The following is a 23,984-nucleotide window of genomic DNA, read 5'->3' as shown; positions in this document are numbered from 1 at the left end:
TCGCCGGACGAAGGAGAATTTCAGGGTCGTTGAAGTGAGTACGCTTGATGCGGTTTTACAATTTTTCCCGGATGAGTTTCAACACCTCGTCCGGTTTAGACGGCAGCGGGGCATCGCGTTTGAGGACTTTCCCGTCGCGGCCCAGCAGCCCGGCCGCCGGAATGTATTCGGCCCGGAGTGTGGCAATCAGGTTGCCAAGCTGGTCTTCGTCCACAAAAACGTGCAGGCCTTTGGGCTTGTTTTTAGCCACCCACTCCCGCCAGATCTCCATCGAATTTTCACTGCTGCACACATAGGCAAACAGCACATCACGACTGCCAAGCTGGTCCTGAATGGCCCGGGCCGCGAGGGCTTCCTGCCGCGACGGTTCCACCTCGGTCGACCACGCCAGCACGTAAACCAACCGCCCCAGCGCCTGTTTCTGCAATTGTTCGAGCAGGTCTTTGCCGTAGCGGCTGGAGCGCATCAGGGTCACCCCCGACAACACCTCGACCGGTTCATCGACCTGATTGGTAAACTTTTCTGCCACCTCCCGCACCGTCGCACTGTCTTTGACCTCCAGCCGATACAATTCTTCCAGCGAAAGCCGGTAGCGCGGATCGGTTGCCTGGGGCATGATGTGCTGGTATAAAAGCTGCTGATTTTTCAACTCGATATTGGGCAAAATGGACGCCAGAAAATGGGCTTTCAGGTAATCCAGTCCGGTGGTGTCCACGATTTTCCGGTACTGCGACATCTCCGTTTCATACACCAGCAGCTTCGCCAGCGTGTCCTGGTGGCGTTGCAAAATCCGCTGCAACATCGGCATATCCCGGCTCACGGCGGTCTTTCCGGCCTTCAGTTCGTCTACCCGCGTCCGCTCCGTGGCCGACAAATCCCGGATGTAACGATCCACGAGCGTGGCAAACGTGCCCACCGGAACGCCACGACCGGCCTGGTCGGCGATTCGCGAATTGGCGTATGCTGCAAACCGTTCCATCGCCGTCGTCCGCTGAACCGTCAGGAAAAGGTCGTCGGCGGGTCGTAAACTGACGCCGGAGGGCAAACCCGTTTCCAGACGCGTGTCCTGCTCGGCCAGCGCCCGATCATACAGATAAGTAGACACTTCGTATTTGATGCCCGACCGAATGTACTGATCCAGCAGCGGCAACACCTCGTTGGTCTGGCGGTATTTTTCGTAGGTGGTAATGAATTCATTCGTCAGAATCTTCCGGCTGTCGTCCGCCGACCGCCCTTCGACCCGTTTCGCCAACTGGCGGTTATCGACTTTGGGTTTGTTTTTAAACTCGAACGCCTTATACCGGGTCAGTTGGTTGTTCACCTGGGCGTTGGTGCCGCTAAACCGGAAAGGGGCTTCGGACAAAAACAGGGAGTCGGCATCGAGCGCAATTTCGATGGTGCCGGCCGAACCCAGAAACGCGGTCGAAATCTGGCCAAAATTGAAATACAGTTCTTCGTATGGATACACCAGCGGCAGCGTCACCTGAAACGATCCGTCGGGCTCCAGCGGGGCGGGGCGCGCCATTTCGCGGTTGGCCTGCAGGATGTTGTTCCGCGAAACCGTTACATTGGGACTTTGGCGATACAGTTGAATCGTCAGATTTTTGATCCGGCCCTTCACCGTCACGGAATCGGATTTGAATTGGGCGTAAACGGTCGGGAACTGGCCGAAAAAGAAGGTCAAAAGAAGGCAGAACGCCGGGAATAGTCTATAAAGTCGCGTTGGCATGAAGGCAATGGCTCAAATCCAGAAAAGATACAAGTTAAACTGCCAATTGCACACTACCAAACGTTCCGGGCTTGCCGGGCTATTTCACTTTAATTCCGTGGTACGTTTCCATCTCCCGGTAATCTTTCCGCAACGGGTGGCCCACCCAGTCGGTGGGAAGCAGAATCCGGCGCAAATCGGGGTGGCCGTCGAAATGAATTCCGACCAGATCGTAGATTTCGCGCTCGTGCCAGTCGGCCGTTCGCCAGACGCTGCTGACCGTCGGAACAACCGGCATCGGTTCGCCTTCGGCATTGCGCGGCAACACGACTTTCAGCGTCAGGTTATGCTCGTAGGGGATGGAGGTAAGGTTGTAGACAACCTCCATCGTGTTGACCTGCAGACCGTTATCGATCCCGGTCATGCAGGCCAGAAAGTCAAAAAAAAGCCGGTCATCGTCGCGCAAAAACCGGCAAATTTCAGCGATCTGCGTTGACTCCACCACGAGGAAAGGCTGCGGATTGGCGGTGTTGGTTTGCAGAATTCCGTCGGTGCCAAATTGAGCCACCAGCAGTTCGGTCAGTTCGGAAAAATTCATTCCGCAAGTTAACGAATTGAGACGATCGTTATCTCATCGGCTTCGAATTTCGAATTCCAGCCGCACTCGACGGTTTTCTTCCGGTCCGTAAATTTATAGACGATGGTGCCCTGTTTCTGTTGTTCCTTGCCCACGAAGTTCTCCACCAGGGCAACGGATTCGGCATCGGGTGCATACCGGATTATCTTCTGCGGGTCGTTCCAATTCAGGGCCACATGCGCCTGACAACCGTCATACGCCAGTCCGTTGGGATACAACATGACTTCCGACCGGAGTTCGGGGCCGGAAGTGGAATCGTCTTCGGTGCAGGCTGCGAAGCACAATACCATTAGGGTGATCAGGATCGTTTTCATACGTGTTAGCATTTGTTAAACGATATGACCCTTTTATCCTTTAAGGGGTTGGAGCGTATGCGGTTCTTTTCTAACAAAATTAATTTTCGTCCGTCGCTGCGTCGGCTTCCATCGCCAGCAAAGCTGTCGGCGCCGGTTCGTCCCGCAGGCTGCTGTTTCGGATTTTCTCCTGGAGTTTCAGAAAACCGCCAATCAGGGCTTCGGGGCGCGGTGGACAGCCCGGCACATACACATCGACGGGAATGATCCGATCCACGCCTTTCACGACGTGGTAACCGTGCTGCCAGTAGGGCCCTCCGCAGTTGGAACACGACCCCATCGAAATCACATAACGCGGTTCGGGCATCTGTTCGTAGAGCCGCCGGATGCGGTCGGCCATTTTGAAGGTCACGGTACCGGACACAATCATGACGTCCGACTGCCGGGGCGAAGGCCGGGGAAAAATCCCGAACCGCTCCAGGTCGTAGCCCGACGCAAAGGTTTGCATCATTTCAATGGCGCAGCAGGCCAGCCCGAAGCCCATCGGCCATAGCGACGAAAGCCGCGCCCAGTTCAGGAGGTCTTCAGCCGTGGTCAGCAACACGCCACCTTCGCCGGATTTGAATCGTTGATCAAGTAAGCCGCTCATGGTTGATTTTGCCCCCACCCCCCTAAAGGGCCGGGCTGTACATTCTTATATTATAGCTAACAATTCCGAGCTGCTTTTGCCCCCAACCCCCTAAAGGGGGCTTTCACAAAAACCGGGTGCAGAAGCCCCCTTTAGGGGGTTGGGGGCATTTTTTTATATTTCTGATTCACTTTCTCGTACAGCGAAACCGGCACGGCGGTTTTTATTTCCGGCACTTTCGGTTCCGGTTTCACCCAATCCAGGAAGCCCTTGGCCCAGACATACGCCAGCCCCAAGGCCAGAAGGGCCACAAAGATGAACATTTCCGCCAGCGAAATCCAGCCCCACAAACCGTTCGTTTCTTCGATCAAGGCCTTTTGCCCGAAAACCGTGGCCCACGGAAACAGGAAGACCAGTTCGACGTCGAACAAAACAAAAATAAGGGCGACCACATAAAACCGCACGTTGAACTGCACATTGGCGTTGCCAACCGGTTCTTCGCCGGATTCGTAGGTGGTTTGCTTCTCGATGTTGGGGCGGTTGGGGCGCAACAGACTCCCAACAAACAAAACCAGCCCAACGAACGCCAGGCCGGTAATGATGAACAATAAGATGATTCCGAAGTCGGAGAGCATGCGGTGTTATTTCATGTACGTTCCAAAAACATGATCCCAGAGGGGCGATGAAACGCCGTAATTCTTTTCGTGGCTCTTGTAGTGGTGTACCGAGTGATTGATCCACAGCCACTTGAAGAAATTCTTGGGCGGAGCGTAGGCATGAACGATGAAATGCACGAACAGATAGCCCGAATAGCCGACCAGAAAACCGGGGAAAAAGGCATACGAAGCTTCGCCCAGCAACAGAAAAAGGACACCAAACAAGGCCGACGCCACGAATACAGCCGCAGCCGGGGGCATTGCCAGCCGGGTTTTGTCTTTCGGATACTCGTGGTGAATACCGTGGAAGGTATACTGAATCTTAGCCTTCGTCGGTGTGTCGGTTTCCATGTGGAATACGCCCCGGTGAACGGCGTATTCGACCAGCGTAAAAATGGTGATGCCCGCAAAAAAGAGGAAAGTAATCCAGAGAGCCGACATCTCCGTATACGCAAAAGCGTACCAGCCAAAGAGCGTCGATGTTACCAGGTAAATGGTGATCGGAACCGCAATGTGGGTACGTGACAACCGTTCGAGAATCGGGTTCTCAAACAACGGCTTGGTGCCACTATTTTTAGGTCTGGTTTTGGTTATCGTTTGTTCCATACTATAAAGAATTAAATGCCGCCAAAACGTGGGGAACGCCGGGGCGCGGGTGTGTAAACTGCAAATTTAAACTACTTTTCAATAGATGGTCAAACAAGTTGACCATTTATTATTTTGTGATTAACTGGTCTTCTACTTTCTGCTGAATGGCTTCCATGTTGCCTTTCGGGAGTTTGGGTTTGATAATCAGCCGCAGCGATTGGTCGTCGCTGAGGTAATTCCACGCCCAGTTGACCAGAATGAGCAACCGGTTCTTAACGCCAACAATGGCCATAAGGTGCACAAAAAGCCAGACCATCCACGCAAAAACGCCCTGAAAGCTCCAAAAAGGCAGATCAACGACCGCTTTTCCGCGACCAATCGTCGCCATCGTTCCCAAATCCTTATACGTAAACGGCTCCATCGGCTGATCCTTACCCATCCGCACCAGGTTTTTTGCGAGGTGTTTGCCCTGCTGAATCGCCGGTTGGGCAATTTGCGGATGACCATTTGGATATTTCTCTTCCGTCATCAACGCAATGTCGCCCAGCGCAAAAATATCCGTGAATCCCTGCACCTGACTGAACCGGTTGACGAGCAAACGCCCCCCACGGCCCGTCGCTTCGGTCGGCAGTCCGTTCAACGGATTGGCTTTTACGCCAGCCGCCCAAACCAGGTTGTTCGTCCGAATCGTGGACCCATCGGCCATGTGAACCAGCCGGCCATCGAAATCCTGAACGCGGGTATTGAGTTTAACGACGACACCCAACTTTTCGAGATATTGCTGCGATTTTACCTGCGACTCCACCGACATCGGCCCCAGCAATTCCGCCCCGGACTCGACCAGGTAAATCTGCATCATCCTGAAATCCAGTTCCGGGTAGTCGCTCGGCAGAACGGTTTTCCGCATCTCCGCAAAGGTTCCGCACAATTCGACACCCGTAGGCCCTCCTCCCACTACGACCACATTCAAAAAACCTTCTTTTTCATCTAAGGTATCGACGGAAAGGGCATCTTCAAAATTTTGCAGCACCCGGTTCCGGAGCGCAATAGCCTCAGAGACAGACTTCATCGGCAAAGCACGCTCGATGATGTTCTTCATGCCGAAAAAATTGGTATCGGCTCCGGTGGCCACCACCAGATAGTCGTAGTCGATGGGGCCTAAATCGGTATCGACGGTTTTGGTGTCGGGATGAACCGCCGTCACGGTGGTCACGCGGATGTGAACGTTCTTACAATTTTGAAAAACCGCCCGCAAGGGAAACAGGATGGAACTGGCTTCCAGCCCTGAGGTTGCCACCTGGTAATACAGCGGCTGAAATTCGTGGAAGTTATGCTTGTTGATCAGAACGACCTGAAATTCTTTGCGGCTGGAAAGTTTGCGCGCCAGTTGCAAGCCGCCGAACCCTGCTCCCACAATCACTACGCGTTTGCGGTCGGTACGTGGAATATTTGGGTTCATACGTCGGAGAATTAAGCCTTTTGACAGAATAACTGCAATCGTTTCCGTAAGGTTTCAACCGCTTACGCGAATCGGTCGATTTTCGCCGAAACTGCTTCTGAACGGTTCCGTCCTCACGATTTCACTTCCACCGCTTTGCTTTCCATCACCGGTTTCGCTTTTCCGCGCTCAAACGTCAGGTCGATCCGGCCCAGGTAAATCCCGGCAAACCCCACCTGATTGATCAAAACCGGGAGTCCGTCCTGGCTCAGTACGTTGACGGGTGCTTCCAGAAACGTATGCGTATGACCGCCGATGATCAAATCGATATTCTTGCTTTTGGAGGCAAAAACCCGGTCCGACACGGCTTTGTCGTTGTATTGGTAGCCCAGGTGCGACAGACAGATGACGTAATCGCAGTTCAGGTCATTCCGCAGCTTCGCGGCCATGTCGTTGCCGGTTTCGATGGGGTCCAGATACCGGGTTTCCCGGAATAACTCCTTCGGAATCAACCCTTCCGGTTTAATACCCACGCCAAAGACACCAATCCGCAAACCGTCTTTTTTGAAAACCCGGTACGGTTCCGTGCGGCCGTCCATCGCCGTGTTTTTAAAATCATAATTGGCAATCAGGAATGGAAATTTCGCTTTTCCGAACTGCGTCACCATGTTGTCCATGCCACCGTCGAAGTCGTGGTTGCCGATGGTGCTGGCGTCGTAGCGCATCTGGTTCATGGCCTGCACCTCGGGTTCGCCCTTGTAGAGATTGAAATAGGGCGTTCCCTGAAACAGATCCCCCGCGTCGAACAGCAGCACATTGGCTTGTTCGCTCCGAATCTGGTTGATCAGCGTGGCCCGGCGGACAACACCGCCCCGCCCGGCATTGCGACCGCCATCCATCGGAAACGGTTCCAGCCGGCTGTGTACGTCGTTGGTGTGCAGAATCGTCAGTTGGGTGAGCTTCGGTTTGGCCAGGGCTTCCGGAGCAAAACCGCCCACCACGGCAGCCGTACCGAACAGCTTCAGAAACTGGCGTCTATTGGATTGAAATGCGTCCATCGGTTGTCGGGTTTATGGGTTGACCGGGTTTGCCAAGCTGTCGAAAATAATCAATGAAAACGTCCCGGATGGGAACGTTGAAATTCTTCCGGGCCACGGCATCCTTCAAAAACGCCGTTCCTCCGCCCCGATCGGCCACGTAATCGCTCATCAAAACCGTATAGTTCTGGTTGGGATCGAACTTCTTCCCGTTTGTAAAGGCGATGTCGGTCAGGATGTTATTCTTGATCACCACCCGAACGCCACCCACCACCAGCGATTTTTCATCGATTTCACTGCCTACAAAAAACTCGAAAAATTCCCGCAGCATGGAGCCTTTCAACGTCAGCATCACCAACTGGTTGTCGAACGGCATCACCTCGTAAATGCTGCCAATCCGGATCGTTCCTTTGGGCAATCCCGTCCGAATCCCGCCATAATTCAGGTGCGAGCAATCGGCGGGTTGCCCCAGCTTCTGCTGTGCATACTGCAACATGGCGTCGGTGAGCATGTTGTTGAGGGCGCATTCCGGTTTGGAACGATTCAGAGGCACCGCCGACTGCACCAGCACCTCGTTCATGGTTTGATCCATCTGCTGCTTGTAGGGTTGCAGAAAACGGGCCATGCTGCTATCGGCCGGTGCCGCCAGCGAGTCGATCACGACGCGTTTATAACCCTGATCGGTCAGGTGGTAGCCCGTCTGGCAAGCCGTGGTCAGCACGACCAGTAGCGGAAGAAACCGTAGTTTTGAGAAGCGCGTCATAAAATTATTCCTGAGTTTTCTGAGCGGTTTCGACCAGGGGCCGGGCACCGAAATATTGCAATTCATACGCAAAATTCAACCACCCCTGCGACCGGCGGATGAGCATCGTCTGCCATTCCCGCGTGGTAAACAGGGTGTGCCAGGGGCCGTAGGCAAACCGGTATTTCAACGGCATGTTGAAACCGGGGGCATCGGCAATCCAGCGGTGCTGCACTTCGATGAAGTCCCCTTTTTCGGTCACCTTGTATTCCAGAACGGGCGGGGCGGCATAGTTCAGAAACTGATCGAAGATGGGGCGTAGGTCCTTTTCGGTTTCGCGGCACAAAATATCGATGATCTGTTTGGTGTTCACCAGCGAGTGTTTTCGTTCCAGTGCCACTTTCCGCAGCGCCATAAACCAGACATTGTCGTCGTCGACCACACACCGCATGGAATGCAGCATCCACGCTCCTTTGTAATAAATATCCGTATCCTTGTGCTGGAAATTGACACCCCGCGGTCCCATGAGCGGGAATTTGTTTTTAATCAGCGGTTTTTGCGTCATCAAATACTTGATTGCCTGCGGGGGGCCGTGGGTGTTTTCCACATAAATCGATTCCATGTAGGTGGCAAACGATTCGTGAATCCACATTTCAGCGGGGTCCGAGACACTCAGGCTGTTGCCAAAATACTCGTGCGCACTTTCGTGAATCAGGATGAAATCGAAGCCGAAAGGATTGTTCTGGTATTTATTTCCGTAGCCAATGGCACTCTGGTGTTCCATGCCCCAATACGGCGTTTCGACCACCGAATAACCGTCGCGCCAGTAGGGATAATGCCCGAAATACCATTCGTAACAATCGAGCATCCCGATCACCTGCTCGAAGTGTTTTTTGGCTTTTTCTTCGTTGTAGCGCAGGACGTGGTAGTTCAGATCCAGATACTGATAATCCCGGCTCCGGTATTGCTCCTGAATCGTGACGTAATCGCCCAGATTGAAGGTGACGTTGTAGGTGTTGATGGAATAGGAAACCGCCCATACGAACTCCGTCTGGTTGTCGCCCACCTCCCGCTCTTCCTGAAGCCTGCCGTTCGAGACGGCTTTCAGGCCCCGGGGTACGCGGAAAGTCATCTGCATCGACTCGGGTTCGTCGGACAGGTGATCCTTGCAGGGCCACCACGAACTGGCGCCCAGCCCCTCGCAGGAAACGCCCACCCAATCGTTGCCGGTGCTGTCTTTGCTCCAGGAAAAACCGCCATCCCAGGGCGGATTTACGGCTTCGCGGGGCTTTCCGTGGTAGGCTATTTTTATTTCTTCGACGTTATCTTTTTCCTGTGATGCCTTCATGGTCACAAAAATGGCGTTGCCTTCGCGGGTATACCGCAGGGATTGGCCGCCCTGCGTAATCGCATCGATGGTCAGGTTTTCAAACAAGTCAATTTGCATCCGTTTGAAGGGCGTTCGCACCCGATACCGGATGGTGTTGCTCCCCGCAATGCTTTTCGTTGCCGGATCGACGGATAAATTGAGGTCATAAAAAAGGACATTGTAACAGGTACGTTCCGGACGGAGCGAGCCCCGCAGCGAATCCTGCCGGGTAAAGGTGTCAGGCGTAAGCCGTTCGGGTTCAGAAGGTTGCTTCGGTTGTTGAGCAAAAAGAGGAAATACGCACCAAAAGGCCAGCAGGCCCACTACCCATTGTTTCATGTAAAGAAGCTGCAAATTGTATACAATGATAACAAATTATTGCCCGCCAACCAGTATTGTACCCCAAGGTTCGCTATGAATTCCGACCCATTCCGTCTTATCTTTAAGAAAGCAAAAAGCCCTCCGTATTTCCAGCGTTATGACCAAACCCCGCATTGCCGACTTTCAGGACGCCAGTCGGTTTCACCTCGTTGAATCATTCTCCGTCGACGACATGAAAGTGTTTCTGCTGCGCGAACTGGGCCTGAATCCGTCCGCAGAAAAGAAACCGGCCCGGCTAACCGTCAAGTCAGCCATTTCTGTTCTGATCATGGCAGGCTTTGGCGGTATTTTCGGCTTTCTGCTGGCGAAATCCGCTGTTTCGGTTCCGTGGTGGCACATTCCCGCAGCCTTCGCCGGACTGCTGCTGCTCCTGCCCATTCACGAAGGCATTCACGCCCTGGTTTTCAAGGCCCTTGGTGCGCCCGAGGTGGGCTTTGGGTATTCCATTAAAAGTCTGATTGTGTATGCCTACGCGCAGCGGTTTGTGATGACGCTCCGGGAAAATGCGCTGGTGGCCGTCATGCCGTTTCTGGTCATTACCACGGCTTTGGTGCTGGCCTGGATCGTCTGGCCGTCATGGGGCATGATCTGGGGAATTGTCCTCCTGATGCACACGCTGGCCTGCATCGGCGACTACGTGCTGGTGCGATACTCCATTAAAAACCGCCACCGAACAATGTTTACCTACGATGATCTGGACGAGCGGAGATCGTATTTTTACGAACAGACCGACGAACCGCCGATCCTACAGTAACTTCGAAAGGTTCACTTCCAGACCCGGCAGAACCGATTCGCCCGAAAGCGTTTCGGTAAACGATCGGGTTTCCGGTTCTTCATCCGGGCGGTAGATGGTGGTTTGTTTCACCAGTTTGCCTGGCGCAGTTTTTCGGGCTGCAACACCCGGATGGTGCCCGTTGAAGCGATTTCGAGCAAACCGTCCTGCCGGAACTCGCTCAGGGTGCGAATCAGGGTTTCGGTGGCGGTGCCGACAATGGCCGCCAGGTTGTCCCGCGAAAGCTGAATAACGCCTTCCGGATCTTGCCGGTAGAGGTTCAGGAGCGCGTCTGCCACCCGGCGCCGGATGGAGTTGTAGGCCATGTGCAGCAACTGCTCTTCGCGCTCGCCGACGTGTCCGGCCAGCATTTTAATGAACTGCCCGCTCACCGTGGAATTCGCCAGGAGCAATTGCTGAAAATCTTCTTTCGGAATGTACACCAATTCCGAATCCTCCAGCGTTACGGCGGAGTCGCCGTAATCCCGGTTTTCGAGCAGGGCGAGATACCCGAAAAAGTCGCCCGACTGGTAGAGTCCGGTGATAAATTCTTTCCCGTCGGTGTTGGTGCGAACGGTTTTGACCTTCCCGGATTTCAGAAAATACAGGCGCGTTGGCGTATCGCCTTCCGTGTAGACAAACTGCTTTTTGCGCAGCGGATGGGCTTTTCGATCCACCGACAGGCTTTCCAGATTGCCCGTGTGCCGGGCATCGTTCAGAAACTGGTCGAGACCGTCCTGTTGCAGGTTGTAGGTAGGCCCGACGTTGCGGAAGCGGTTTAACCGCCCTTCAATCGCGCTGAGCAGTTCCGACTCCTCGAAGGGTTTGGTCAGGTAATCATCGGCGCCCAGTTCCATGCCTTTGCGGAACTCCGTCCGCTCGGTTTTGGCGGTCAGGAAAATGAACGGAACACCAGCCAACTGGGGGTTTTTATTGAAAATATGCAGGACGCCATACCCATCCAATACGGGCATCATGATGTCGCAGATGACCAGATCCGGCTTTTCGGCCAGGGCTTTTTCAACGCCCACTTTCCCGTTTTCGGCCGTTTGAACGGCATAACCGACCAATTCCAGAATCTCGGCGGTATTTTCGCGAATGGCGTCGTTGTCTTCAATCAAGAGAATGGTTTTCATACGGAATAAATAATGTAACGGACGTGCCCTGATCCAACTCACTTTTTAACGATACCTGACCACCCATCAACTCCACATACCGCCCCACAATGTGCAGACCGAGCCCGGTGCCCGATATATCGGTCACATTTTGAGCCCGGAAAAACCGCTCGAAAAGGTGTTCCTGGTCTTCTTTGGAAATCCCCACGCCCTGGTCTTCCACCACCAGCTTCATCTGCCCGTCGGTGCAGGAGGCCCGGATGGTCACCGTCGATCCCGGCCCCGAATACTTGACGGCATTGGAAAGGAGATTCACCATAATTTTACGCAACAGAGACGGATCAATCCAAACCGATGTTGGGCACGACAGCTCGGTTTGGATCGTTTGTCCGGGTTTCAACAGACTCTGCATATCGGCCACAGTTTCGCCAACCAGTTGGGCAACCGCCACTTCAACAGGGTGAGCAACGACTTTTCCCTCTTCGAGTTTATCGACGGACAAAAACTCTTCGAGGATGTCGTTCAGGTGATTGACCGACGCCCGGATGCGGTCGAGGTGTTTCTGCCGGTTGCTTTGGTGTTCACTACCGGCGTAGCGTTCGATCAGCGCGGCCGAGGTCAGAACCACCGTCAGCGGGGTCCGAAACTCGTGCGAAGCCATCGACACGAAGCGCGATTTCAACTCACCCAGTTCCCGCTCCACCGCCAGGGCCTTCGCCAGTTCATCTTTTGAGTGTTCCAGTTGTTCCAGGGTGGTCATGAGCGCCTGGGTGCGGTCGGCCACTTTGTGTTCCAGGTCGGCATTGAGCCGCTCGATGTGGTCGCGGTGGGAAAGCAATTGCCGCTCGGCTTCTTTCTTAAACGTAATGTCAATAATATAGGCAACGGCGTGCAATTCGTCTTCCAGCCGGAAGTAACTCAGACTAATTTCAACCGGAAACACCGAGCCGTCTTTCCGCTGGGCGTGCAGATCGCGGTTGTGACCCATCGCCCGCACCTGCGGGTTTTCGTTGAAAGATTGCCGGAGTTTTTCGTGGTAACTGCTCACTTTCCGCGGAACCAACTGCTCGATGGTCAGGGCCATCAGTTCATTCGGGGCATACCCAAACAACTGTTCCGCCAGTTGATTGGCCGACACGATCTGACCCTGCTGGTTGCACACGATGATGCCAATGGTGGCATTGGAAAAGATGCCCTGATACCGCCGGACGCTGTTTTCCAGCTCGCGCTCGGCCTGGTGTAACGGCTCCTGGTCGATGAGCTGAACGAGTGCGTAGGGCCGGTCATATACCTTAAAAGTGCTGATGATGAGATGCCCCCAGAACATCTGCCCGTTTTGCCGCTCAATGGGTGTTCGTTCTTCATAGTGCCCATCGCGCAGGAGCTGCTCGATCAGACGATTGCGGTCTTCGTCCGGCACAGGCTGCGTCCGGATGGAACGGGAACGAACCGGGTCGGCCAGCAAGGCCTGCTCCGAAGCAAAGCCCAGCATCTGAACACCCGCCGGGTTGACATGGACAAAGTGTTCTTCGCTCAGGTCGTAAATGCCGAAAAAGTCGTCACTTTTTTCAAAAAGTAAATTGGTTAAGGCCTCAGAGTATAGATTGACTAACATAGGATACGGCTATACTGCGGTAAAGTCTCCATCGGCACCAGCCGGGCTGAACGAATACACGTACAAAGTTACTAAATAGACCTTCCAAGTTACTCCATTCTGCTTACAATCGTCTATATACGTTGACTTTTTCAAAGAATGATCATCAATTTGGCAGGAGCATTTCAATTGGGCTTCCTCCGCCAAGAATCATGACTGATCCTAACCAACATCAGTCTTTTTGGTCAACCAAATTACCACATTTGTACCCATGAGGGCAATGACCCCGGTTGACGAACGAATGTGGCAACGCAAGCAAATGAACTTTAAAGATCCATACCCGGTGCAGACGCCCACCCGCCTGGCGGTTTTGCTCCTCTTCATGCCCTCGGAGCGGACCGACCGCATGCAGCAGGCGTGGCTACGAACCCTGGCCGATTCGCTGCAACACCAATTGTCCAGCCAGGTGCAGGTTTTGAAAATAGATGAACTCGCCCACCAGGATGTTTTCCGAAGCTTCGATATTACCCAGACGCCCTCGTTCGTGCTGGTGCAGCGGGGCGTCGAACTCTGGCGGCAGGTGGGAATGCCGCAGGAAGACCTCTCGGCGTTGCTGTCGGAACGCCTGGTTGCGGCAAGCGCCCAGGTCTTCAAGGCCTAACGGCAACCGCTCAATTTTTAATCAGGTAGTTGACAGGGGCTGGTAGACAGGGAGTTAAAGAACCTGCCTTAGAGGCCGGAGAAACCGAAAGATTCGGTGCGCCTTTTGCAGCCACCCGGCCTTTGGGGCTGGATGCGTTCAAATCCGTACAGTCGAAGTTTTCGGGCGATACGGTGCGGGTTAAAAGATAAAAATAAGGACTTCTCGAAACGTTTCGAATGTCCCAGAAAGTCAAATGCGTATCGGGATAGGTGATGTATCCGGTCCACATCAGGGCCGTATGATCACACGGAACACCCGGTGATTCGCAGCCCGCGGGGTGTGGAAGTCCAAACGCATGACCAATCTCATGCCCCAGCCCACCGACATACCGGCCAATGCTTTCGTTTTCGTAATAGCCCCGCCCGCCCGAAACGCCCCGAACGTCGTATCCCGACAGCACCACCACACTCCCGGCCGCGGCACCTCCCCCCTGCCCCTCCGCCGGATCGGCGTCGATGTAATAGACCCAAACCGTTTCCGGGTCGTCGTAACGCCCGTCGGTTAACGCCATGCCCTCGTTGGCAGCATTGTACCAGAACCACCACTGCTGGCTGTCGCCGATGGGGGTGGTTGCATACCAGCTTGCGGGATGGGCGGTTTTGATCACTTCGACCACCGGATAGCTGATGCTAAACGTCTGAAAACCGCTCAGTTGCTGCTGATACCAGATTTGCAGGTGTCGAATGGCGCGTTCCATGCCTTTCACCGCCGTTGGGTTCACCACCCGGTCGGCAGGAACCAGGTAAACCAGCCGGACCCGGTGTTTGTAGGTTACGATGTTCAGGTTCTGCGTAAAAGCCCGTTCCTGGCTGCCGGTTTTGGTCGTGATGGAAAAGGACGTTTCGCCCAGGCTGGCGGTAGACGCGCTAACCGACACCATGACTTTCGCTACGCCGTCTTTCGGAACTACCACCGGGTTGGCAAAGGGCTCGACGGTGATGCCGGCCGGTACATTCTTAAAAACCAGGGTGGTGGGACCGCTGAATCCGTAGACGGACCGCAATTCCAGCAGCATCGTCGCGGTGGTGGCCTGCGGCAACACCAGCGGTTTGGCGGGTAAGGTGCTGACGATCGCTTCGGGGGTATTGACGACGGCAACGACGGTGGCGGTTTTTCCTTCGCAGGAAGCCGTGATGGTCACGTAGGCGGAAACACCGGCCAGGGCCGTCAATCGTCCGGTTGACGAAACCCGCACTTTGGTCGAATCCGAACTGGTCCAGGTCACAACCCGATCCGTTACAACTACGCCATTTGCGTCTTTTATCGCGGGTTTCAGTTGCGTTTCCGAACCCACGTTCAATGCCAACGAATCCGATGGCAGACTGACCGAAGCGACGGGAATTTTACTGATGGTGAGCACCAAAAAGTTGCTTTTCCCCTCGCTGGTAGCCGTAATCCGGACGGTTCCGGGGGCAATCGTTTTGACTAACCCGGTTTGATCGACGGTCGCCAGCGCCGGGTTGTCGACGGTCCAGGTAATGACCCGGCCCGTCAGCAGATTGCCAGCCGCGTCGTTGAGGATAGCCGTCAGGGACAAGGGCTGCCCTACGGTCACGGTCGTACCCGGAGCCACCACCCGTACCGAGAAAACCGGGGCCGGATCGACCTGTTCTTTGCAGGAAAAAATAACTACCTGCCCGATCAGGCAGAGGAAAATGAATAAGCGAAGGGAACGGTTCATGGTCGGGAGGTGCGATGCTCCGGCGAATGGAGCACCGGTTTCTTTTCCCAAAACAACAACCGAACCCCCTGATTTACTATGACTTATGTCACATCCGGAAATGAGAATAAACGATCAGGGTTCACTCACTGCCGAATCCATCTTAGCAGCCGCTCTACATCGTCTTTGTGGAACAACTCGGTGCCGGGGTTCATCGTAGCCGCCGTTCCGCAGGCCACGCCGAGCCGCAGCATTTCTTCGTAGGAATGGCCTTGGGATAACGCGAAAACCATTCCGCCGACCATGCTATCCCCCGCGCCGACGGTGGTTTGCTTTTTAACCGTTGGCGCCGGAACCCGGAAGCTCCTGCGCCGGTGTTCCTTGTGGTTTTCTTTCGTCACCAGCAAAGCCCCTGCCGGGCCCAGTGAGACGGCCATAATCTCGCACCCACCCTGTTGAATCACCGACCGGGCGGCTTCTTCCACTTCCTCCAGTTCCAGTTTCTCAACGCCGACTAGGGAGGCCAGTTCGCCCAGATTGGGTTTCAGCAAAAAGGCCCCTTCCCGAATCGCCCGTTTTAAGGGTTCGCCGGAGGTGTCGAGAACCAGCCGGATGTCCCGCTCCTTCGCCAGTTGGGCAATGGCTGCGTAATAGTCCGGTGGCAAACCGGGCGGCAAACTGCCACTGACCACCAGATAGTCGATCGGTTCGGAAAAATCGCGCAAGCTGTTCAGCATCTGTTCGCCCTCAGCCGCCGACCAGGTGGGACCCGGTAAGCCAAACCGGAACTGTTGTCCGGTCGACGTCTCCAGAACGACAAAACTTTGCCGGGTCCAGCCCGCCATCGGAATCGCCCGGTAATCAATCCCCTGTTCGGCCACCAGTTGTTCCAGCCATTGACCCGTGGCACCACCCGCCGGAAAAACCGCCCGGGATTTTGCACCCAGCCGAAGCAGGGCTTTGGAGACGTTGATGCCGCCCCCGCCGGGATCGTAGCGGGCGGTTTCACAGCGCAGTTTGTGTTCGGGCACCAGGCGGTCGATGGTGGTGCTGGCATCCACGGCGGGATTCAAAGTAAGTGTGAGAATCATCCTTTTAAATGGAAAAGCAACCCGTTTCGAAGATTACCGGACTATCCGGCGATCTCCGAAACGGGTTGCGTAAGGTACGATGTATTGCTGAATTACCGCGCCAGATAACCGCCGTCGATCGGATAATACGATCCCGTTACGAACGAGGCTTTGTCTGACGACAGCCAGATCACCAGTTCGGCCACTTCCTCCGACCGGCCCAGCCGTCCGATGGGGTGCAGGTCGACCAGCATCGTTTTGACTTCCGGCGGCAACACACCCAGCAAAGGCGTATCGATGTAGGCCGGGCCAACCGAATTGATCCGGATTCCGCGGGCGGCATACTCAATGGCGGCCGTTTGGGTCAGGCCCACCACCCCGTGTTTGGCCGCTACGTAGCCCGGCGACTGCGCCGTTCCGACCTGCCCCAGAATGGAGGCCATGTTGACGATGGACCCGGTTTTGTTCTGTTTCAGCATCGCTTCCAGTTCGTATTTCAAACAATAGAAAACGCTGTTGAGGTTGACGTTGATGATTTTCTGCCAGCCTTCCAACGAATAATCCGCCGTCAGGTTCAGTTCTCCGCCGATGCCCGCATTGTTGCAGGCCATATCCAGCCCGCCAAACGCAGAGACGGTTTCCGAGACGAGTGCTTCACACTGCGCCGGATCGCCGACATCGGCCTTGAAAAACCGGGCAACACCCCCATCGGCGGTAATCTGGTCAACCACTTTCTGCCCCAGTGTTTCGTTGACGTCCGACACCATCACACTGGCACCGTGCTGGCTATACAAAACCGCAATCGCCTGGCCAATGCCCGAAGCGGCCCCGGTTACCAGCGCCACTTTACCTTGTAAGTCCTTTTCCATGCTAAATTTAATTAAAAAGTATCCTTAAGCGCGCATGATCAAAACCGGTATGTCGGCATGATTCAGCACATCTTCGGCCACGCTGCCCTGAATCCAGTGGCGAATGCCGGTATAGCCGTGGGTGTAGAGCACGATCAGATCGGCTTTTACGTCCGTGGCATAATCCAGAATGCCCTCCGGAATGGACCGGTACGGCCATATCTGAAATTTAAAATGATCGATGCCTTTGCTCAATGCGTATTCGTCCATCCATTCCCGGATGCCCTCGGGTTGCCGGCCGTCGGTGGGCGTCAGCACATAGACAAACTGACGAAGGCCCTGATCCGTTAGCTGAAACGGATACGGATGACGTTGCTTCAGCTTGTCATCCACATCGATGGCGCAGACAATGTTCTGAGGCTGAAAGTGTTCGATGGGGTGTTTGACTACCAACACCGGGCAGTTGGCGTGCCGGACAATCAACTCGGCGTTCGAGCCCTCCAGCCACTCCGTCAAACCGGTGGCCCCTTTGGAAGCTAAAACGATCAGATCGGCCGGTTGTTCGGTAATGTTCCGAATTAAGCCATCGAGGCTGCTGCCCAGTTTCGTTTTGATGGTAACATCCGCGTATTTCGGATTGGCCGCCAGCTTCTCCAGGGCTTCTTCGGCTTCTTTCCGGGCTTCGCCGTAGTTCTCCGTAACCATCAGCGACAGTTCCGGGGTGTAGTCTATGGCGGGCTGCGGAATCAGTTGGTAGAGAACGGTATGCAGGAGGATAATTTCGGCCCGGTAGGTTCGGGCCAGGCCCACGGCTACGTCCAGTGCATAAGAGGTCATGGGGCTTAAATCCGTGGGAACCAGTATTGTTTTCATCGTGAACATCCGTTAGTTTGATAGCTCAAAGCACGTTGAAAACAGACGCTCTTCCCATGACGGAACGCACCCGGTTTGTTGAGAAAAGTCACTGGTTCAGTTGACGGATTGGCCGGGCAGCCACACCATCGCTTTCGTCCAGCCATCGGGGTAACAGCCGATGGATAAGGAACCGTGGTTCAGTTCAACCAGCTTTTTTACAATCGCCAGCCCCAGCCCAAAGCCCTGCTGCTCAAACTCCTGCCGGTCAAACTGCGTATAGGGTGCAATCTGGGCGACGTGCTCCGGTTTAAACGTCCGTCCTTTGTTGCCCACCGTAAGCCGGTATTCTTCACCTTCCAAATACCCTGTGACAACGATGCCGGTCTGATCCGAAAACTTGATGGCATTATCGATCAGTTCGTCTACAATAAGGGTCAGGTTTTCCTCCGAAATTTGTAGTGTCGCTTCTTCCACATCGACCCGCCAGCTAACTTGTTGCTCCTGCCGGTTTTCCACCAGCCGAATTTGCTCTTTCACCCGTTCCGGCCGAAGGGTGGTGGTGCCACTCGTGAAAAAGGCGTAGGACTTCTGCGAAGGATCGAGGTGCAGCAGGACGCCCATCCGGTGAACATTGTCCAGCGACCGTTTGAGCCGCAGTCCGCACACCCGGATCGTCTCCAGCATCGACACCGTGTCCTCATCATCGAACTCGTCCAGGTGATTCGCCAGCAGGGTCGACATCCCGATAATCCCGTTGAGGGTGGTGTTGTATTCGTGGCCGGCCGTCTGGGCCATCTTGAGGTGCTGTTCGGCCAGTTGAGCCTGCAGGCTGGCTTTTCGCAGGGCCTCCCGTTGCAGGCGGTTTTCGACAGCCAGGAGCAGGCTTTCGCCCGTAAACGGTTTGGTCAGGTAATCATCGGCTCCCAGCGACATTCCCCGGCGCACATCTTTCAGATCGGTTTTGGCCGTCAAAAACATGAAGGGAACCGTGGTCAGAGAACGATTGCTGCGGATGGTTTCCAGCACCTGATACCCATCCATGTGCGGCATCAGAACATCGCAGAGGATCAGATCCGGTCGTTCCAGAATGGCCTGGGTAACGCCCTGTTTTCCGTCTGGAGCGGTTTCTACCTCAAACCCATTCAGCCGCAGCCACTCGGCCACATTTTCACGAATTTGTTCCTCGTCCTCAATAATCAATATTTGTGTCGACATAAAATAGGGTAAAACAGAGAACCATCCTGTACGGACGACAGAGAATAAACGGTTCGATTTGGAAAGCTAAATAAAGTTGAAAATCAGAAACTTAATAAAGAATATGGGTGGATTTATTGAACAAAACTACGTCGCATGAAGTCCCGTTTACATGACCTGATCTATGTAACAGTATGACAAAAATCAGTAACATAGCTTTCGTAAATCATAAAACAGCACCTCTTTTCTCCGATGAAAAACCAGACTATCCTGGCTTCCAGTTCCGCATTCAGCGTCCTGCAACAAGCCGGTAATGAGCATCAGTAAACCGCCTGAGTAACGTCATAGCGGCAAGGAGGTTCGTCCGCTAGTTTGCATCCGCATCTTAAACCCTTGAACGGACATGAACACCTGGGTACTTCCTTTCAGCCAGATCAACAACGGAATGATTGCCAAAGTGGGCGGCAAAAATGCCTCGCTCGGCGAAATGTTTAACGGACTGCGGTTTTACGGCGTCCGGATTCCCGACGGTTTTGCCCTCACCACCGATGCCTACTACGAATTCCTGCATCACAATGAATTGCGGATGCCCATTCAGGCGTTGGTCGGCGAACTGGACACCCGGACGTTTTCCAACCTTCACGACATCGGCCACCAGATCCGGAGCCTGATCCGGAAAGCCGATTTTCCGCCGGTTCTTGCCGAAGCCATCAGCAAAGCGTTCATCGACCTGAAGCACCATTTTCCGAACCCGATTCAGGTAGCCGTTCGCAGCAGCGCCACCGCCGAAGATCTGGTTACGGCCAGTTTTGCCGGCCAGCACGAATCGTTCCTTAATATTCAGACCGAAGAGCAGTTGCTGCAAGCCTGCCAGGCCTGCTACGCGTCCCTGTTTACGGACCGGGCCATCAAATACCGGCATGACAATGGTTTCGATCACCTGAAAGTGGCACTTTCCGTGGGCGTTCAGAAAATGGTGCGCTCCGATCAGGCATCGGCCGGCGTCTGTTTTACGGTAGACCCTGACACCAGCCATGAAAACCTGATGCTGATTACAGGAAGCTGGGGATTGGGCGAAAACGTGGTGCTGGGCAATGTCAACCCCGATGAATTTTACGTCTTCAAACCGTCCATTGCCAAACGACCCAACGCCATCGTCAGCCGGAAAGTGGGCGAAAAATCGGTCACGATGGTGTATGCCGATTCGCCCGAAGCCAGTCAGCCGACTGTCAATACCGATACGCCCCCGGAACGCCGGGATGCCTTCGTCCTGACGGATACCGAGGTAAACCAGCTCGCCAGTTGGTCGCTGATCATTGAGGAGCATTATCGCAAACCGATGGACATCGAGTGGGCCAAGGACGGCATCGACCAGCAACTATACATTGTGCAGGCCCGGCCCATTACCGCCTTCGGATCATCGACGCTGCAACTGACCGAATACCGCCTGCAGGCGCCGGGCAAAACTCTGACGCAGGGAAAAGGCATCGGCCACCGGATCGTTACGGGAACCGCCCGGGTGGTGGCGTCGCCCAAAGATGTGCCGGCCACCATCGGCGCGTCAGACATTCTGGTTACTGACATCACCACGCCCGACTGGGACCCGATTCTCAAAAAAGTGTCAGCCATTATTACCAACCGGGGTGGCCGGACGAGCCACGCGGCCATTGTGGCCCGCGAAGTGGGCGCGCTGGCGGTGGTCGGCACCAACAACGGCACGCAGGTCATTGCGGACGGAGCTACCATCACGGTTTCCTGCGTCGACGCCCAGGACGGTTTTGTGTATGAAGGCGCGCTGCCCTTTACGCAGGAAACCATCGATCTGACGGAACTGCCCAAACCCCGCACCCAGTGCAACCTGATTTTGGGCGACCCTTCTCAGGCCCTGCGGCTGTCGCAACTCCCCAGTCAGGGCGTGGGGCTCATGCGGCTGGAATTCATCATCACCAATGCCATTGGCATTCACCCGATGGCGCTGGCGCGTTTCGACCAACTGACGGATGAAACCGTGAGACAGGAAATTACGCAGCTCACCCACCATTACACCGATAAGAAAGAATTTTTTGTGGATAAACTGGCCCAGTCCGTCGCGCTGGTAGCTGCCAGTTTTTACCCCCGGCCGGTGATCGTTCGCATGAGCGATTTCAAAACCAACGAATATGCCAACCTGCTGGGTGGTCGTGATTTCGAGCCCAAAGAAGAAAATCCGATGCTGGGCTGGCGCGGGGCGAGTCGCTACTACGATCCGCGGTACCGCGACGGGTTCCGGCTCGAATGTGACGCCATGCGCCGGGTGCGCAACCAGATGGGGTTCACCAATGTCAAACTGATGATTCCATTCTGCCGGACGGTGGAAGAAGGCAAGCGGGTGCTTCAGGTGATGGATGAATACGGTTTGGCGCGGCACGAAAACGGGCTGGAGGTGTATGTGATGGCCGAAATCCCCAGCAACATCATCCAGGCGGAAGCATTCGCCGAACTCTTCGACGGTTTTTCGATTGGTTCCAACGACCTGACCCAACTGGCGCTGGGTGTCGACCGGGATTCCTCGACCGTGCAGGGGCTTTTTGACGAAAACAACCCCACAGTGCAGACGTTGATTGCCATGCTCATCCGGAAGGCCCACCATGCCGCCCGCCCTGTGGGCATCTGTGGACAAGGCCCCAGCGACAATCCGGCTTTTGCGCGTTTCCTGACCGAAGAAGGCATCGACAGCATTTCGCTCACGCCCGACGCTTTTCTGCGCGGACTCACCACCATTCATGAAGCCGAAATCATGCTGGCACTCGATGCGTTGTAACGGAAAGAGGCTTAAAAAAGGCGGATGTAAAATTTCAAATGATGAACATTGAATGTAAAAGTGGAAGCTGGCGGGATACTTTTAGAGAAGGTTTTGAATCGATCAATTACACTATTGCCTGCAATTTGAGGTTGCATGGCATGCGCTCTCCTGGCGAACCAGGCAGGCTACGTATTAAACAGATGAGCCCGGTCTGGACGCAGACCGGGCTCATCTGTTTAATACGGTTTGTTTGTACCTTGTATGAGCCACATCTTGGCATAATGGTGATCCTTACTTTGGCCGGCCGGAATAAAGTTGGTATTGCCCAACCGGCTTACGGCATCCGTGTAATTTGCGATGTATTTGGGATCCAGGTTGGGCGTAGGGTACATGTAACGGATCGGCAGTGCCGGGCCGAACTGTGCTACCGGACCGGTTTTCAGTGCGGGGTAGCCCGTCCGTCGCCAGTCGAACCAGGATTGGACGCTGAACCAGGACGAGATCCATTTTTGCTCCAGAATCCGTTCCTGCTTGTTGCCGGCGCTGGCGTAGCTTACTCCGGGTTGCGCATAATACGTTTCAAAGTTGAATGAGGTGGCCGCCAGCGCCCCTTCTTTGTCCATCGACGCCTGGACGGCTTTTTTATAGTGACCTTCCGCGTCAGTGGCGCCAAAACCGCCCAATAAGGCCGCTTCAGCCAGAATAAACTCAACCTCGGGGTAATTCATAAAATTCATCGCCACGTAGGGGTCGGTGTTTTTACGGTATCGGTCATGGATGAACGAAATGTAGGGATTCTGTTCGTTGGGATACACCGACACGTCATTTCCTTTGTTGTAGACGATTCCCTGCGTAATGGGAAGACCGACGGGCAAACCCACATACAGGTTGGTATCGGCACTGGAGGCCACACTCGGCACATAGACGACGGAATATGTTTCGCCGAAGAGGTTCGTGACCGTTCTGGTGGTTACCTGGGTCACGTTGGCATCCCATTTTCTCCGCACCGGATTGGCCCAGCGCTGCAACCTCGGATCTTTCAGTTGAAGCAACTTGTCGACGAGTGGTTTTGCCGGTTTTGTCAGCCAGTTGAAGGTAGCCGATGCCAGCGGGCCACCGGGTTGGGTGTTGTCGGAGTTGGTACCCAGAAAAGCAAGGGTTGCATCGTCAGCCTTGCTGGTGAATGCTCCGGCGGCAGCCTCCTTAAACTCGGTTTCAAGATTGATACCCAATGCCGCCATTTCCGCCTTTTTATCCGCCAGGCGAAGGGCGTAACGCAGACGCAACGAATTGGCAAACTTTCTCCACTTCGCGGCATCTCCCTTGTACATTACATCGGAAGTTGCGCTCACCACATCCTTGGGCGTCAGGTTTTGAAGCAGCTCGTTGGCTTGTTTCAGGTCAGTCAAAATGCCCTTGTAGACATCGGCTTGTTTGTCATATTTTGGAAAAAACGCTCCGGTGCTGGCCTTCAGTGCCTCGCTGTACGGGATGTCGCCATAGAGGTCGGTCAGCAACCCGAAGAGCATGGCTTTCATGGTCAGCCCGATACCCTGGAACAGTTTGTTGTCATCCCGCACGCCATTGTCATAAATGATCTGCACGTTCCGCAGGATATCGTAGTAGCTGCCCCAGCCTTCCTGACCCCACGCATACTGGTTCGTTTCGGCAGCCCCTTCGTTTGTTCCCGCCTGCATGTACTGCATGGTAGCTGCGATTTTGGAACTGTTCTTACCCAGACCAAAGACGAGCTTTCCACTATTGACCAGTGAATAGGTGAGGACGTAATTCGACGACACATTTTCAGGACTGTTGGGGTTTTTGTTAACCTCGGTAAGATCCTCACAGGCGGATAGCCATAGACCCATTATCGCCAGTAGGGGAATTCTCAATGCTTTTATCGTTTTCATGTTC

General features: G+C 54.5%; 21 protein-coding genes. 3 read left to right on the top strand and 18 right to left on the bottom strand.

Annotation, left to right across the window (positions count from 1 at the left end; all coding sequences use genetic code 11):
- Positions 1-55: 55 nt before the first annotated feature.
- The 10 genes from DUE52_RS24910 to DUE52_RS24865 form a co-directional block, all read right to left on the bottom strand.
- The gene (locus DUE52_RS24910; RefSeq protein WP_133299943.1) at positions 56-1,729 is read right to left on the bottom strand and encodes a thioredoxin domain-containing protein; all 1,674 of its coding nucleotides are present in this window, start codon (positions 1,727-1,729) and stop codon (positions 56-58) included.
- A 79-nt stretch (positions 1,730-1,808) separates the two neighbouring features.
- On the bottom strand, positions 1,809-2,306 hold the full coding sequence (locus DUE52_RS24905; protein WP_114408790.1) for an NADH-quinone oxidoreductase subunit C: 498 nt from the start codon (positions 2,304-2,306) through the stop codon (positions 1,809-1,811).
- An 8-nt stretch (positions 2,307-2,314) separates the two neighbouring features.
- On the bottom strand, positions 2,315-2,659 hold the full coding sequence (locus tag DUE52_RS24900; RefSeq protein ID WP_114408789.1) for a hypothetical protein: 345 nt from the start codon (positions 2,657-2,659) through the stop codon (positions 2,315-2,317).
- Between the two features lie 79 nt (positions 2,660-2,738).
- Positions 2,739-3,287 (bottom strand): NADH-quinone oxidoreductase subunit NuoB, encoded by a 549-nt coding sequence (gene nuoB, locus DUE52_RS24895; RefSeq protein WP_114408788.1) that lies wholly within the window; start codon positions 3,285-3,287, stop codon positions 2,739-2,741.
- Between the two features lie 131 nt (positions 3,288-3,418).
- Entirely contained in the window at positions 3,419-3,901 is a 483-nt protein-coding gene (locus tag DUE52_RS24890; protein WP_114408787.1) for an NADH-quinone oxidoreductase subunit A, read from the bottom strand.
- Between the two features lie 6 nt (positions 3,902-3,907).
- Positions 3,908-4,528 (bottom strand): sterol desaturase family protein, encoded by a 621-nt coding sequence (locus DUE52_RS24885; RefSeq protein ID WP_114408786.1) that lies wholly within the window; start codon positions 4,526-4,528, stop codon positions 3,908-3,910.
- A gap of 109 nt (positions 4,529-4,637) precedes the next feature.
- Positions 4,638-5,969, bottom strand: a complete 1,332-nt coding sequence (locus DUE52_RS24880) for an NAD(P)/FAD-dependent oxidoreductase (RefSeq protein ID WP_114408785.1) — start codon at positions 5,967-5,969, stop codon at positions 4,638-4,640.
- 113 nt (positions 5,970-6,082) lie between these two features.
- Positions 6,083-7,006 carry a bifunctional metallophosphatase/5'-nucleotidase gene (locus DUE52_RS24875; protein WP_114408784.1) on the bottom strand — a complete coding sequence of 308 codons (924 nt, stop codon included), beginning with the start codon at positions 7,004-7,006 and terminating at the stop codon, positions 6,083-6,085.
- A complete protein-coding gene (locus DUE52_RS24870) occupies positions 6,984-7,748 on the bottom strand; it encodes a 5'-nucleotidase C-terminal domain-containing protein (protein WP_114408783.1) in 765 nt (254 codons plus the stop codon). Before DUE52_RS24870 ends, DUE52_RS24875 begins: the two co-directional genes overlap by 23 nt.
- Before the next feature lie 4 nt (positions 7,749-7,752).
- A complete protein-coding gene (locus DUE52_RS24865) occupies positions 7,753-9,435 on the bottom strand; it encodes a M1 family metallopeptidase (RefSeq protein WP_114408782.1) in 1,683 nt (560 codons plus the stop codon).
- Positions 9,436-9,574: 139 nt separating this feature from the next.
- Between DUE52_RS24865 and DUE52_RS24860 the strand changes: the two genes are divergently transcribed.
- Positions 9,575-10,231, top strand: a complete 657-nt coding sequence (locus tag DUE52_RS24860) for a DUF3267 domain-containing protein (protein WP_114408781.1) — start codon at positions 9,575-9,577, stop codon at positions 10,229-10,231.
- Positions 10,232-10,338: 107 nt separating this feature from the next.
- Here DUE52_RS24860 and DUE52_RS24855 read toward each other — a convergent pair whose 3' ends face one another.
- Both DUE52_RS24855 and DUE52_RS24850 read right to left on the bottom strand, forming a co-directional pair.
- On the bottom strand, positions 10,339-11,385 hold the full coding sequence (locus DUE52_RS24855; protein WP_114408780.1) for a response regulator: 1,047 nt from the start codon (positions 11,383-11,385) through the stop codon (positions 10,339-10,341).
- Positions 11,363-12,979 (bottom strand): sensor histidine kinase, encoded by a 1,617-nt coding sequence (locus tag DUE52_RS24850; protein ID WP_114408779.1) that lies wholly within the window; start codon positions 12,977-12,979, stop codon positions 11,363-11,365. The genes DUE52_RS24855 and DUE52_RS24850 overlap by 23 nt, the downstream gene beginning before the upstream one ends.
- Positions 12,980-13,229: 250 nt before the next feature.
- Here DUE52_RS24850 and DUE52_RS24845 point away from each other — a divergent pair, with 250 nt between their 5' ends.
- Positions 13,230-13,619, top strand: coding sequence for a thioredoxin family protein (locus tag DUE52_RS24845; RefSeq protein ID WP_229312295.1), 390 nt, complete (start codon positions 13,230-13,232; stop codon positions 13,617-13,619).
- 10 nt (positions 13,620-13,629) lie between these two features.
- Here DUE52_RS24845 and DUE52_RS24840 read toward each other — a convergent pair whose 3' ends face one another.
- From DUE52_RS24840 to DUE52_RS24820, 5 genes are all read right to left on the bottom strand, one after another.
- Positions 13,630-15,342: an Ig-like domain-containing protein gene (locus DUE52_RS24840; RefSeq protein ID WP_133299942.1), complete on the bottom strand. Its 1,713-nt coding sequence runs from the start codon at positions 15,340-15,342 to the stop codon at positions 13,630-13,632.
- 125 nt (positions 15,343-15,467) lie between these two features.
- Positions 15,468-16,412 (bottom strand): 1-phosphofructokinase family hexose kinase, encoded by a 945-nt coding sequence (locus DUE52_RS24835; RefSeq protein WP_114408777.1) that lies wholly within the window; start codon positions 16,410-16,412, stop codon positions 15,468-15,470.
- Between the two features lie 92 nt (positions 16,413-16,504).
- On the bottom strand, positions 16,505-17,260 hold the full coding sequence (locus DUE52_RS24830; protein WP_114408776.1) for an SDR family NAD(P)-dependent oxidoreductase: 756 nt from the start codon (positions 17,258-17,260) through the stop codon (positions 16,505-16,507).
- Between the two features lie 24 nt (positions 17,261-17,284).
- A complete protein-coding gene (locus DUE52_RS24825) occupies positions 17,285-18,112 on the bottom strand; it encodes a universal stress protein (protein ID WP_114408862.1) in 828 nt (275 codons plus the stop codon).
- 96 nt (positions 18,113-18,208) lie between these two features.
- Positions 18,209-19,309 (bottom strand): hybrid sensor histidine kinase/response regulator, encoded by a 1,101-nt coding sequence (locus tag DUE52_RS24820; RefSeq protein ID WP_114408775.1) that lies wholly within the window; start codon positions 19,307-19,309, stop codon positions 18,209-18,211.
- Between the two features lie 382 nt (positions 19,310-19,691).
- On the opposite strand from DUE52_RS24820, the gene ppsA reads away from it, so the two are divergent.
- The gene (ppsA, locus tag DUE52_RS24815) at positions 19,692-22,088 is read left to right on the top strand and encodes a phosphoenolpyruvate synthase (protein ID WP_114408774.1); all 2,397 of its coding nucleotides are present in this window, start codon (positions 19,692-19,694) and stop codon (positions 22,086-22,088) included.
- A 218-nt stretch (positions 22,089-22,306) separates the two neighbouring features.
- Here the strand turns inward: ppsA and DUE52_RS24810 are convergent, their stop codons facing one another.
- Positions 22,307-23,980, bottom strand: a complete 1,674-nt coding sequence (locus tag DUE52_RS24810) for a SusD/RagB family nutrient-binding outer membrane lipoprotein (RefSeq protein WP_133299941.1) — start codon at positions 23,978-23,980, stop codon at positions 22,307-22,309.
- Positions 23,981-23,984: the final 4 nt, after the last annotated feature.

This window comes from Larkinella punicea, assembly GCF_003334855.1.
GTDB lineage: Bacteria > Bacteroidota > Bacteroidia > Cytophagales > Spirosomataceae > Larkinella > Larkinella punicea.
This window is presented reverse-complemented; position numbering and strand designations above follow the sequence as displayed.